Consider the following 12,971-nt stretch of genomic DNA (forward strand, 5'->3'; position numbering starts at 1 on the left):
AGCGGGTGCCGAAAGTTGTTTAAGGCCGGGGCCTAGAAGGCCGGGGTCACGTCGCCGTTGGGCCATTCCTTCGCAATGAAGGCCTTGACCTCGGGGGAGTGCAGCAGCTCGTCGAGCTTCTTGATCCGGACGTCGTCCTTGGAATCTTCACGCCAGGCCAGGAAGTTGGCGTACGGGTTGTTGTCCACCGACTCCACGGCCAGGGCGTTCTTGGTGCTCAGGCCGGCCTTGAGGATGAAGTTGCCGTTGATCAGGGCCAGGTCCACGGACGGGTCCTTGAGGTCGTTGATCAGCAGTTCCGGCTGGTTCTCGGAGAACTTCAGCTTCTTGGGGTTCTGCGCGTCGCTGAGCGTCAGCACCGAGGTGTCGTCCTTGATGTCCTTGACCAGGCCGGCGACCTGGAGGACCTTGAGCGCGCGGACCTGGTTGGACGGGTCGTTCGTGATGGCGACCTTGGCTCCGTCCTTGATGTCCTTGATGTTCTTGACCTTCTCCGAGAACGCGGCGTACGGCTCGATGTGGACACCTCCGCCGTGGCCGAACTTGTAGCCCTTGGTCTTGACCTGGTCCTCGAACCACGGCAGGTGCTGGTAGAAGTTGGCGTCCAGGGAGCCGTCGCTCAGCGCGGTGTTCGGCGTCTGGTAATCCTCGATTTCCTTGATCTCCAGCTTCAGGCCGGCCTTGGGGGCGAGCTCCTGGTTGATGAATTCGAGGATCTTGGCGTGCGGGACCGGGCTGGCGCCGACCTTGAGTGTGGCGGGCTTGGCCGGATCCAGGGTCGTGACCTGGGCGCTGGGGGTGGACGAACCACCGCAAGCCGTCAGCGCCAGGGCAGTGACAATGCCGGTGGCCAGGAGGGTGAGTGACTTACGCATTCGATGCGTTCCTTTCGAAAGAGGCGGAGAACCCGACGGCGGGGCCGTGGTCCGCGCAGATGCAGAGGGCGGCTACCCGCTGCAAGGCTGGGAATGGTTTTAGGTCAGCGGTGGTCGAGGCTGCGGGAAATCCGCTCGCCCACGAGTTGGATGACCTGGACGAGGACGACGATCAGGACGATGGTGACGATCATGACCGTGACGTCGAAGCGCTGGAAGCCGTAGTTGTAGGCCAGCTTGCCGAGGCCGCCGCCGCCGACGAGGCCGGCCATCGCGGAGTAGCCGACGAGGGTCACCACCGTGGTGGTGGCGGCCGCAACGAGGGCGGGCAGGGATTCGCGCAGCATCACCTTGCTGATGACCTGCATGGTGGTCGACCCCATCACCTGGGCGGCGTCGATTTTGCCGTGGTGGACATCGCGCAGGCAGGATTCCACCAGCCGGGCGAAGAAGGGGATCGTGCCGATGGAGAGTGAAACCGAGGCCGCGATCGGACCGAGGCTCGTCCCGGTGAGGGCGCGCGCCAGCGGGATGAGGGCCACCATCAGGATGGCGAACGGGATGGAGCGGGTGATGTTGACGATCACGTCGCTGAGGATCCGGTTGGTGACAGGCATCGGGCGCAGGCCGCCGGGGGCCGTGACGTGCAGGAAGACGCCCAGCGGCAGGCCGATGAGGACGGTGAAGAACGCGGAGATGCCGACCATCTGGAGGGTCTCCACGATCGCGTCCGGCAGGGCCTTGGCCAGGACGGGGTTGCCGAAGATGTCGTTCATTAGTTCGCTCCTTCTTCCGCCGGAGCCGCAGCGGCGGCCACGCGCTTGGCGCTGATGCCGCGGTCGTGCAGGTAGCGCAGGACGGCGTCGACGTCGGAACCTTCGGCGAGCTGCACACGGAGGTGGCCGAACTGCTGGCCGCCGAGCGTCTCGACGCTGCCGGCGAGGACGTTGAAGTCCATGTTGAAGTGCCGTGCGACGCCGGTCAGCACGGGTTCCTTGGCGCTGTCGCCGGAGAAGAGGATCTCCAGCACCGGCCCGCGCTGCAGCGCCCCGTGCAGGGGTTCCGAGGGCGGCAGCGGCAGCAGGGCGCGGGCGAGCTTGCTGTCCAGCTCGCCGGCCACGTCCTGCAGGGCGCCGTGTTCGATGATGCGGCCGCGGGAGAGCAGCGAGACGGAGTCGCAGACGCGCTTCACGACGTTCATCTCGTGGGTGATGATCAGCACCGTGAGCTGCAGCCGCCGGGTGAGGTCCCGGATCAGGTCCAGGATCTCCTCGGTGGTGGCAGGGTCCAGGGCCGAGGTGGGCTCGTCGCAGAGCAGCACCTCGGGGTCCGAGGCGAGGGCGCGGGCAATGCCGACGCGCTGGCGCTGGCCGCCGGAAAGCTGGGACGGGTACGCGTTCTCGAAGCCCTCGAGCCCCACCAGCTTGAGCAGCTCGGACACCCGGGCCCGGATCCGGTCCTTCGGGGTCTTGACGAGTTCGAGCGGGTGCGCCACGTTCCCGGCCGCGGTCCGGGAATCCATCAGGTTCGCATGCTGGAACACCATGCCGATGCGCCGCCGGGCAGCACGGATCTCCGAGTCCCGCACGGAACTGAGCTCGGTGCCGTCGATGCTGACGGACCCGGAGGTGGGTCGGTCCAGCAGGGTCAGGCAGCGCACCAGCGTCGACTTGCCGGCGCCGGAATGGCCGATGATCCCGTGGATCGAAGCCTTCGGCACGGCGAGGGTGACGCCGTCGAGTGCCACCACTTCCTTCTTGCCCTGCCGGTAGACCTTGCGAAGGTCGGTAACTGTGATCATTTATCCCTTGGCGGTCGGGTCTGGGCGCGACATAACACACGCCCTCTTCTGAACTAAATTATGTCAGCGGCGCCAAAAGGCATCCACTCACGCATCACGTTCGTCACAAAGGGAAAACGGGTGAAGATAATTCTGTTGTGCGGTCCGGCCGTCGGGAATAGCGCCCGGTACGGTTCCGGCGGCGGAATCCCGCACGGCAGGACCGGGCCGCAGTCCCGGGCGAACCCGCTGTGATCTCCGTCCCAGTGGGTTGCCGGGGAAGCGGGCGCCGGGCTAGAAGTCGCCCCGGCTGGCATCCTCGGGCGGCAGGACCGGCCAGTCGCCCTCGATCACAGCGGCGGGCTTGGTCTTGCGCAGGTAGCTTTGGAAATCGGCGGCCTGGGCGGAGGCCCACTCGACCTGGAGCTGGTGGAGGTGGCTGGCCGGCATCCGCAGCTTGGGGAATTTTCCGGCCATCGCGTCGAGCACCCGCAGGGTCGCCAGCGCGTCCGCCGCGGAGGTGTGGGCATTGTCGAGGCCTACGCCGTACTCCTCGCAGAGCGCGGTCAGCGTCCGCTTGCCCTTGCGGTAGCGGTCCACCTGCTTGTTCATGATGTACGGGTCCAGGACCGGAAAGCGGCTCAGCTGGGGAACGCCGTAGCGGGCCGACTCGGCGGCCAGGACGGTGAAGTCGTAGCTGGCGTTGAAGGCAATGACCGGCACCCCGGCATCGAACAGCTCCTGCAGGACCGCCGCCAGTTCCCGGGTCACTTCGGCGGCAGGCCGGCCCTCGCGGCGCGCCTGCTCGGTGGTGACGCCGTGGATGTCGCTGGCCTCGGTGGGGATCTCCACCCCGGGGTCGGCCAGCCACTCGTGTTCCTTGATGACCGAGCCGTCGGCGTCCACCACGGTCACCGAGGCGGTCACGATCCTCGCGGAGCGCGAGTTCCGGCCGGTTGTTTCGAGGTCGAATGCTGCGCGGGGAAGGGTGTGCCAGGTGCTCATGCTTCAACGCTACCTGCTGCCGCCGACAGTTTTGCGCTGCCCCGCAGAGCCCCTACAGAGGGAGTTCCGCCGGTCGGCCGGCGGCGGCCGGCGGCGCCCGGACACCAGTCGGCAACGGTAACCTTGGTCCATGCGGACGGAGTATGTGGAGGCGGTGCTGGAACTCGCGGCGATGGTGCCGGCGGGTACCGCCGTCGCCTACGGGGACGTGGCCGAACTCCTCGGTGCCGGCGGCCCCCGCCAGGTCGGCTCGGTGATGAGCCACCACGGCAGCGCCGTGCCCTGGTGGCGGATCCTCAAGGCCAACGGGGACGCCCCGCCCGGCCACGAACGCGAGGCCTTGGGCCTCTACCTGGCCGAAGGCACCCCGCTGCACGGCAGCTACCTGGCGTACCAGCGCACCGGGGAAGGCCGCTGGCGGGTTGACCTGGCGGCGGCCCGCTGGGCGCCGACCGAGGAGGAGTTCGAGCAGATCGACGCCCTCGCCGTGCGACTCGAGCGGGAGCTGCGCACATTGTCTGTCCCCACTGATGAAATGTCCGTGTGAGTAGCCCCAGCCCAACCGTTCCCAGCCAGACTGTTCCCAGCCAGACCGTTCCCAGCCAGACCCGTCCCGGCAAGAGCGCACCGCACCGCGCCGGCCTGCGCCTGCTCCCGCCCCGCACGCAGCACGGTGCCGTCCCGGTCCTGTCCGCGGACCAGCGGGCCGCCGTCGACGTCGCGCACGGTTCCGGCCCGGTGCTGGTCCCGGGCGCACCGGGCACCGGAAAGTCCACCGTCCTGGTCGAGGCGGCGGTCCGCCGCGCCCAGCGCGACGGGCTGGACCCGGAGCGGATGCTGATCCTGGCCCCCGGCCGGCTCGCCGCGGACGCACTGCGCGACCGCTTCACCGCGCGCCTGGACCGCAGCCTGAGCACGACGCCGGCGCGCACCTGGGCGTCGTACGCGTTCGATCTGATCCGGCGGGCCAAGGCCGAGGGCATCCTGCCCCTGCCGCGCGCGCCGAAACTCCTCTCCGGCCCCGAACAGGACCTGATCATCAAGGAACTCCTCGAGGGCCACGCCCAGCCCGGACTGGAGCTGCCCTGGCCGGAGGACCTGGGCGCCGCGCTGCAGACCCGGGGCTTCCGGCAGGAGGTCCGCCAGCTCTTTGACCGGATCATCGAATCCGGGCGGACCGCCGAGGACCTCGCGGCCCTCGCCCGGCGCTGCGGCCGGCCCGACTGGACCGCCGCGGCGGCCCTCTACGCCGAGTACCGCGATGTCCTGGACCTGCGGATGCCCGAATCCTTCGACCCGGCCGGGATCATCACGGCCGCCCGCCAGATCTTCCAGGACGCCCCGGACTTCCTGGCCGCCGAACGGGACCGGCTCCAGCTGATCCTCGTGGATGACATCCAGGAGGCGAACCCGGCCGTGTTTGAACTCCTGGCGGACATCGCCGCGGGAAAGGACGCCATCGTTACGTCCTCCCCGGACACCGTGGTGCAGGGCTTCCGCGGCGCGCGGCCTGACCTGGTGGCCGAATTACCCCGGCTGCTCGCCCCCGCCGGCGGAGGCGCCGTGCTGGATCGGCCGCTGTGGACCGCGCACCGCCATACCCCCGCCGTCGCGCAGGCCTGGCAGTCCGTCGCGGAGCGGATCTCGCTGCGCTCCGGCGGCACCTCGGCGCGCCGGCTCGAGCAGCCGGCCCCCGGTCACGACGGCGCCGTCGACGGTGTTGTTGAGGCGCACCTGCTGCCGTCCCCGGTGCACGAACTGCGCTATGTGGCGCAGCGGATCCTCGAAGCCCAGCTCAACGACGGCCGGGACCTTGGTGAGATCGCCGTGATCGTGCGCAACGGCGGACAGCTCAGCCAGCTGCAGCGCCACCTGGCCGGCCAAGGCATCCCGGTCCGGATCCCGGTCGCCGAATCCGCGGTCCGCGACGAGGTGGCCGTCCGCCCGCTGCTGGACGCCTACGCAGTTGCGTTGGACCCGGAGACACTTTCCCCCGAAGCCGCCGTCTCGCTGCTGACCTCCCGGATCGGCGGCGCCACCTCGATCGAACTGCGCCGGCTCCGCCAGTCCCTGCGGCGGGAGGAACTGCTGGGCGGCGGCGGCCGCACCAGCGACGCGCTGCTGGTGGAGGCGCTGCTGGAGCCTGGTGCCCTGGCCACCCTGGGCATCGAGGGGCAGTCCGCCCGCCGCGTCGCCCGGATGATCCGGGCCGGCCGGGAGGCCGCCGAGGCGCCCGGCGGCAACGCCGAAACCGTGCTGTGGGCCCTGTGGCACTCCACCGGGCTGGCCGGCCGCTGGACCGAGGCCGCCCTGGCCGGCGGTGCGGCCGGGGCCCGCGCGGACCGGGACCTGGACGCCATGATGGCGCTGTTCCACACGGCCGAACGGTACGTGGACCAGCTTCCGGGTTCCGGGCCGGAGCAGTTCCTCGAGTACCTCCTCAGCCAGGAACTGCCGATGGACACCCTGGCGGCGCGGGCGCAGCTCGAGGACGCGGTGGAGCTGATGACGCCGGCCAGCGCCGCCGGACGCGAATGGCCGGTGGTGATTGTGCCCGGGCTCCAGGAGGGCGTGTGGCCCAACACCCGGCTCCGCGGCGAACTGCTGGGCAGCACGCTCTTCGCTGACGCCGTCGAACACGGCGTCGAGTACGCCCTTCAGCTCGATCCGCTGAGCCGGCTCCGCGAGATCCGCTATGACGAGCTGCGCAGCTTCTCGACCGCCGTCTCCCGGGCCCGGGAGGTGCTGATCTGCACCGCCGTGTCCTCGGAGGACGAACAGCCCTCCTCCTTCCTGGACTACGTCTCGCCCCTGCACCCGGACCAGGACCGGCGCGGCTTCACCGCGGTGGAGCGGCCGCTGACCCTGCGCGCGCTGGTCGCCGAACTACGCCAGTACGCCCAGCTCGACGGCGGCTCCGCCGAGGCGGCCGAGGCCGCCGCCGTCCTCGGGGCCCTGGCCGCGGCTGAACCCGCGGTGCCCGGGGCCCACCCCGAGAGCTGGTGGGGCCTCGCGCCGCTGTCCTCGACCGAGCCCGTGGTGCCGCCCGGCAGCACCGTCTTCGTCTCGCCCTCCAAGGTCGAAACCGTGCACAAGTCGCCGCTGGACTGGTTCGTCCAGGCCGCCGGCGGCGAGGCCGCGACGGATTTCGCCCGGAGCCTGGGCACCCTGGTCCACGCCATCGCCCAGGACCTCCCGGACGCCTCCGGCGGGGAATACGTGGCAGAACTGGTCAAACGCTGGCCCTCGCTCGGGATGAAGGACAACTGGGAGGGCAAACTGGACTTCCAGCGGGCCGAGACGATGGTCCGCAAGCTCGCCCAGTACGTGCTCGTAATGCGCAGCGAAGGGCGGAGCCTGGTGGGCGTCGAGCAGGACTTCGAGGTGAAGCTGCCCGATGTGGCCGCGCCAGATGCCCCCGCCGGGGACGAAGCCTGGCCGGCCCGTCCTGCCGTGCTCCGCGGCCAGGTTGACCGGCTGGAGATCGACGCCGACGGCCGCCTGGTGATCGTGGACCTCAAGACCGGCAAGCGCCAGCCCGGCAAGGCCGAGCTGGAACGCCATCCGCAGCTCGGCGCGTACCAGGCCGCCGTCCTCGCCGGCGGGTTTACCGGCCCCGACGACGGCCCGCCGCCATTGCCCGGCGGCGCCGTGCTGGCCCAGCTGGGCACCAGCACCAAGAGCCCCGGCGTGCAGAGCCAACCGCCGCTGGACCCGGAGGCGAACTGGGCGCTGGAGCTGGTGGGCGAGGCCGCGCGCGTCATGTCCGGCAGCACCTTCGAAGCCCGCCACGACCCCGCCAAGGGCGGTCACGGCGGCCACGGCTGCAGGCTTCCGGAGGTCTGCCCGCTGTGCGCACGCGGAAAGCAGGTCACCGAATGAGCGTCGAGTCCAAGACCCCGGCCAAGACCCCGGCAGAGGCGCCGGACGCGCTGCCGGCACCGCTGCCTCAACCCCGGTTCAGCCCCGAGGAGCTCTCGGCGATGCTGGGGGAGAAGAACACTCCCACCGCCGAGCAGTCGCTGATCATCTCCTCGCCGCTGGCACCGCGGCTGGTCATCGCCGGGGCCGGTTCCGGCAAGACCGCCACCATGGCGGACCGGGTGGTGTGGCTGGTCGCCAACGGCTGGGTCCGGCCGGAGGAGGTGCTGGGTGTGACCTTCACCCGCAAGGCGGCCGGTGAACTCGCCACCCGGATCCGGGCCAAGCTGGCCGCCTTGGCCCGGATTGCCGCGGCCGACCCGGAGCACAAGGTCTTCCCGGAAGGGCTGCTGAGCACCGACGCGCTCGAACCCAAGGTCTCGACCTACCATTCCTACGCCAGCGGCATCGTCTCGGACTACGGGCTGCGGCTCGGCGTCGAACGCGATGTGGTGCTGCTCGGCGGGGCCCAGTCCTTCCAGCTCGCGAGCGAGGTGGTGGAGGCGTTCGATGGCGACTACCAGCACTTCCGCTCCGCGAAGTCCACCCTGGTCAAAGCCGTTATCCAGCTTGCGGGGGAGTGTGCGGAACACCTGCAGGACCCCGCCCAGGTCCGCGGCTGGCTGCTGGAGAGGGTGGCCGAGTTCGAGGCGCTCCCGTACGTCGCCACGGCCAAGAAGAACCCCAGCCAGGCCGCGGGGGAGCTCAGCGCGCTGCTGCGCACCCGCGCCAGCGTCGCGGACATGGTGGGCCGCTACGCGGAGGCCAAAAGGGCCCGCGGCGCCCTGGACTTCGGCGACCTCGTGGCGCTCGCTGCCCGCGTGGCCAGCGAGATCCCGGTGGCGGCGCAGACCGAACGCCGGCGCTACAAAGTGGTACTGCTGGACGAATTCCAGGACACCTCGCACGCCCAGCTCGTGCTGTTCTCCCGGCTCTTCGGCGGCGGCCACGCCGTCACCGCGGTGGGCGACCCGAACCAGTCCATCTACGGCTTCCGCGGCGCATCCGCGGGCCAGCTCTTCCACTTTGTCCGTGAGTTCCCGGTCCGGGTGGACCAGGCCGACGGCGGCGACGCCGGCGGCCCGCCGAAGTTCGCGGTCGCGCCGACGTCGTACCTGACCACCGCCTGGCGCAACGGCCGGAACATCCTCGACGCCGCCAACGTGATCTCCGCGCCGCTCAGCAAGGCGGCAGCCCACGCCGGCGCCGCCGGCGCCCGGGACAGCGCCGGATCCGTGGCGGTCCCGCCGCTGCAGCCCAGCCCGGCCGCGGTCCAGGGCCGCGTGGTGATGGGCCGCTTCGGCACGGACGAGGACGAGGCGGCGGCGATCGCCGCGGACGTGCTGAAGTTCCGCCGGACCGACTTCGACGCCGGGAAGGCGGAGAACCCCGAACCTCCGGCGATGGCGGTGCTGTGCCGGCGCCGCGCCCAGATGGAGTGCGTCCGCCGCGAATTCGAGCTCCGCGGGATTCCCTACGAAATCGTGGGCCTCGGCGGCCTGCTGGACACCCCCGAAATCGTCGACCTCGTGGCCACCCTCCGGGTGCTGGCGGACCCGGGCCGCTCAGACTCCCTGATGCGGCTGCTCGCCGGCGCCCGCTGGCGGATCGGCCCCGCGGACCTGATGGCCTTCCGTGACTGGTCGAGCTTCCTGGCGAGGCGCCGCGGCCGCCCCGGGGGCGCGCATGACAGTGACGCCGACACCGACGTGGAGAGTGACACCGCCGGAACCGTCGTCGAAGGGGACCTCACCGACGCCGCGAGCCTCGTCGAGGCGCTGGACTGGCTGCCCCGGCCCGACTGGACGTCCGCGCACGGCCGCCGCCTGAGCCCCGAAGCCCACCACCGGCTGCAACGGCTCTCGGCCGAGCTCCGGCAGCTGCGCAGCTTTATGGGCGATGACCTCAGCACCCTCCTCGGCGAGGTGGAGCGCGCCATGCTGCTGGACATCGAGGTCGCCGCCCGGCCCGGCATCAGTATCCACCAGGCCCGGCGCAACCTGGACGCCTTCCAGGACGCCGCGGCCGGGTTCCTGCACACCTCGCAGCGGGTGGATGTGCTGGCGTTCCTGGCCTGGCTGGAGGCGGCCGCCGCTGAGGAGAACGGGCTTGACGCCGCCGCCCCCGAGGTCAACCACGAAGCCGTCCAGCTGCTGACCGTGCATGCCTCCAAGGGGCTGGAATGGGACGTGGTGTTCGTCCCGGGACTGAACGCCGGGGCTTTCCCAAGCAGCCGGGATTCCCGCTGGAGCAGCGGCTCGGCCGCGCTGCCGTGGCCGCTGCGCGGGGACCGCGCCGACCTTCCGCAGTGGGACCTGGAGCACCCGGACCAGAAAGGCTGGCTCGACGCGGAGAAGGACTTCAAGGCCGCGGTCCAGGTCCACGGCGAGGCCGAGGAACGGCGGCTGGCCTATGTGGCGTACACCCGCGCTAAGCATGTGCTCTGGGTCTCCAGCGCGGCCTGGGTCGGTTCCCGGGCGGGCCTGGCGGAGATGTCGCCGTTCCTGGCCGAACTCGAGGCAGTGACCGGGGCCGGTGCGGCGGAGATCCACCCGCTCTCCGTCACCGAGGATGCGCTCCCGGAGGAGAGCCCGCTGACGTCCGAGCTCGAGCTGGCCCTGTGGCCCTACGATCCGCTGGAGGGACCCGTCCACCCGCAGACCGGGGCGCGGCTGCGGCTGGTGCCGGGCCGCCGGGCCGCCATGGAAGCCGCCGCCGCACGGGTGCTGGAGCGGCTGGAGCGGCCCGACGCCGGCGAACTGCCTGCACCGGCAGCGGCCGGGGCGCGGCAGCTCCGCGGTCCGGCCGGCGGCTGGGCGCAGGAGGCGGCCACGCTGCTGGACCGGCGCTCCCGGCGGACCGCCGGCCAGGACGTGCACCTGCCGGGCCACATTTCCGCCTCCACCCTGGTGGACCTCGACGACGACGCGGCCTCCGTGGTGGCCAGGCTGCGGCGGCCCGTGCCGCGCGAACCAGGGATGTCGGCCCGCAAGGGCACCGCCTTCCACGCCTGGGTCGAGGAGTACTTCGGCACCTCCGGCATGCTGGACCTCGGGGAGGCGGCCGGTTCGGATGACCACATTGACGAGGCCTACGGCCTGGACGCCATGGTGGAGACCTTCCGCCGGTCCGAGTGGGCCCACCGGGCGCCCGCGCACGTCGAAGTTCCGGTGGAGACCCGGATTGGTGAGGTGGTGGTCCGCGGGCGGATCGACGCGGTTTTCCGCGACGCCGACGGCGGCTGGGACCTGGTGGACTGGAAGACCGGACGCCGGCCCTCGGCCGGCCAACTGAAGACCAAGGCCGTGCAGTTGGCCGTCTACCGGCTGGCCTGGTCCCGCCTCAAAGGCGTCCCGCTCGAGGACGTCCGGGCAGCGTTCTACTACGTGGCCGACAACCAGGTGGTGCGTCCGCACGATCTGGGGTCGGCGGAACGGCTCGAAGAAATCGTCGCCGCGGCCCTGGGACGGACCGCCACACCCTGACGGTGTGCCTTAGTCCTGCTTTGCCGGAACCACCGTGAGGGCCGTCGTCGAGGTGTCATCCACCACGGCCGGGCCCCCGGCTGGCCTCTCGCCGGCTGGGCTCGCGCCGGCTGCGCTGTCTTCGGCTGTGCCGGGGTCCTCGTCAGGGGGGATCGGTGTGACGTGGACGGCCGCCACGGCATTCCCGGCGTTCAGCGGGTCCGGCCCGGGCGCCGCGCCGTCGGCCTCCGGAACGATGGGCTGTACCGTCACGGCGGGCTGGGGCAGCGGCTCCACGCTGATCGGCTGGCCACCGTGCTCGGCGACGTCCTCGGCCAGCACCGCCAGCATGGACTCCGCCTCGTCCGTCATCTCCTGGTTTCCGGCCGCGAGCCCCTTGACCAGGTACTGCGCGAGGGCGAACTCCGCGGACAGCGCGGCGCGGCGCAGCAGGTGGGCGTCGGGCGCCTCCCGGCGGCTGGCGGAGTAGTGCGAGATGACAGTGTCCACAAAGTCCTGGTCGTTGGACGCGACCAGCCAGGCCATGTCGTCGGCCGGGTCCCCGATGCGCAGGTCCGTCCAGCCGGTCACCGCGGTGACCCGGTCGCCGTCGACCAGGAGGTTGTCCTCATGGAGGTCGCCGTGCACCACGCTCGGGTTGAAGCGCCACAGCGAGACGTCCTCCAGCGCGTGCTCCCAGCGGCGCAGCAGCAGGGGCGGGATCTTGCCCGTCGTGGCGGCCTGGTCCAGTTCATTAAGCCGGCGCTGGCGGAACTCGTTCGGCGTGTAGCTGGGCAGATCGGCGTTGCTGACCAGCGAGTGCGGCAGGTCATGGATCGCCGCGAGGGCGGCACCGACTTCCTTGGCCAGCGCCGCGGAGCCGTCGCTGAGGTCTTCGACGGAACGGGTGGCCCCGGAAAGGTGGGAGTAGACGAACGTGCTGAGCTCGCCCTGCCGGACGGTGCCGGCCACCGTGGGCATCAGGAAAGGGAGTTCGGCTCGGATGCCGGGGGTGAAGGCACGCAGCACCAGGAACTCGGTTTCCAGGCGTGCACTCGCCTCGGCGTGCCGGGGTGAACGCACCCGCCAGCGTTTGCCCTCGGTGTCCAGGAGAAGGGCGGAGTCGAAGTCTGCCGGATCGTCGGGCGCGGAGCTCACGGCAGTCGGGGTCAGGCCGGGGACTGCCGCAGTTGCTACCGCTGCCAGTTCGATTGGTTTTCTTCTCACGCTTCCACGGTAGATTGAGCCGCGCCCAAGACGGCGATGTATCACGGCGAGTCTGAAAGATCGGCCCGAATTCGCGGCGGGGGGGGGGGGGGGGGGGGGTCAGTGCCGCCGAGGGCCAAAGGCCTAGTCCGACGAGCGGTGGAGGACAAAGATGCCGCCGTAGGCGGGCTGCTCCGACCGCTGCCGGTCGCTGGCGGTGTATTCGCTCAGCACGGCGTGGATGCGCGTGAGGAGGTCTTCGGCATCGCCCTCGGAGAGGTGCAGGACGAAGCGGGAGAGGCTGGCGAGTGCGTCCGGCCCCGCTTCCGTCAGCTCTTCCCGAAACGCGTCCACCGGTGCCAGCGGACCGTCCGGACCAGCCTCACCCAGTGCGGTGTCCAGATGCCAGGACCGCCCGGTGGAACGGTACGGCTTCTCCAGCGCGCCACTTTCTCCAGTGCGGACCGCGGCGGGTTCAAGGAAACCGGTGGCGAGCAGTTGCCGCACGTGATAGAGCATGGTCCCCGGATCCTGGCCCAGCCGGTCGGCGAGCTGCTTGTTGGTCAGCTCGTGCAACCCGCACAGGCGCAGGATCCGCAAGCGCAGCGGATGGGCCAGGGCCTTGATTTCCCGGGCGCTTGCAGCCGGCCTCTCTTCCTCCGCGCTTTTGTGCTCTTTCATGGACCCATCCTACAAACCGATGTACTGGACTCCAATCCC

General features: G+C 70.7%; 9 protein-coding genes. 3 read left to right on the forward strand and 6 right to left on the reverse strand.

Translation table 11 applies throughout. The annotated features are described in order from the left end of the window. Nucleotides 1–32: 32 nt before the first annotated feature. From E7Y32_RS10375 to E7Y32_RS10390, 4 genes are all read right to left on the reverse strand, one after another. The gene (locus tag E7Y32_RS10375; RefSeq protein ID WP_146337045.1) at nucleotides 33–875 is read right to left on the reverse strand and encodes a MetQ/NlpA family ABC transporter substrate-binding protein; all 843 of its coding nucleotides are present in this window, start codon (nucleotides 873–875) and stop codon (nucleotides 33–35) included. A gap of 104 nt (nucleotides 876–979) precedes the next feature. Beyond that, nucleotides 980–1,651 (reverse strand): methionine ABC transporter permease, encoded by a 672-nt coding sequence (locus E7Y32_RS10380; RefSeq protein WP_146337046.1) that lies wholly within the window; start codon nucleotides 1,649–1,651, stop codon nucleotides 980–982. Beyond that, nucleotides 1,651–2,676: a methionine ABC transporter ATP-binding protein gene (locus tag E7Y32_RS10385; RefSeq protein WP_146337047.1), complete on the reverse strand. Its 1,026-nt coding sequence runs from the start codon at nucleotides 2,674–2,676 to the stop codon at nucleotides 1,651–1,653. The genes E7Y32_RS10380 and E7Y32_RS10385 overlap by 1 nt, the downstream gene beginning before the upstream one ends. Before the next feature lie 273 nt (nucleotides 2,677–2,949). Beyond that, nucleotides 2,950–3,660 (reverse strand): 3'-5' exonuclease, encoded by a 711-nt coding sequence (locus tag E7Y32_RS10390; protein ID WP_146337048.1) that lies wholly within the window; start codon nucleotides 3,658–3,660, stop codon nucleotides 2,950–2,952. Between the two features lie 130 nt (nucleotides 3,661–3,790). Here E7Y32_RS10390 and E7Y32_RS10395 point away from each other — a divergent pair, with 130 nt between their 5' ends. From E7Y32_RS10395 to E7Y32_RS10405, 3 genes are all read left to right on the forward strand, one after another. After that, nucleotides 3,791–4,207 (forward strand): MGMT family protein, encoded by a 417-nt coding sequence (locus E7Y32_RS10395; protein ID WP_146337049.1) that lies wholly within the window; start codon nucleotides 3,791–3,793, stop codon nucleotides 4,205–4,207. A 95-nt stretch (nucleotides 4,208–4,302) separates the two neighbouring features. Continuing rightward, on the forward strand, nucleotides 4,303–7,542 hold the full coding sequence (locus tag E7Y32_RS10400) for an ATP-dependent DNA helicase (protein ID WP_146338491.1): 3,240 nt from the start codon (nucleotides 4,303–4,305) through the stop codon (nucleotides 7,540–7,542). 101 nt (nucleotides 7,543–7,643) lie between these two features. Next, nucleotides 7,644–11,066 (forward strand): ATP-dependent DNA helicase, encoded by a 3,423-nt coding sequence (locus E7Y32_RS10405; protein ID WP_261382620.1) that lies wholly within the window; start codon nucleotides 7,644–7,646, stop codon nucleotides 11,064–11,066. A gap of 9 nt (nucleotides 11,067–11,075) precedes the next feature. Here the strand turns inward: E7Y32_RS10405 and E7Y32_RS10410 are convergent, their stop codons facing one another. Together E7Y32_RS10410 and E7Y32_RS10415 are read right to left on the reverse strand one after the other, a co-directional pair. Beyond that, nucleotides 11,076–12,272 (reverse strand): macrolide 2'-phosphotransferase, encoded by a 1,197-nt coding sequence (locus E7Y32_RS10410; RefSeq protein ID WP_146337051.1) that lies wholly within the window; start codon nucleotides 12,270–12,272, stop codon nucleotides 11,076–11,078. Nucleotides 12,273–12,395: 123 nt separating this feature from the next. Continuing rightward, nucleotides 12,396–12,932 carry a transcriptional regulator gene (locus E7Y32_RS10415; RefSeq protein ID WP_146337052.1) on the reverse strand — a complete coding sequence of 179 codons (537 nt, stop codon included), beginning with the start codon at nucleotides 12,930–12,932 and terminating at the stop codon, nucleotides 12,396–12,398. Between the last annotated feature and the right edge of the window lie 39 nt (nucleotides 12,933–12,971).

Source organism: Arthrobacter sp. UKPF54-2 (assembly GCF_007858535.1).
In the GTDB taxonomy this organism is placed as follows: domain Bacteria; phylum Actinomycetota; class Actinomycetes; order Actinomycetales; family Micrococcaceae; genus Arthrobacter.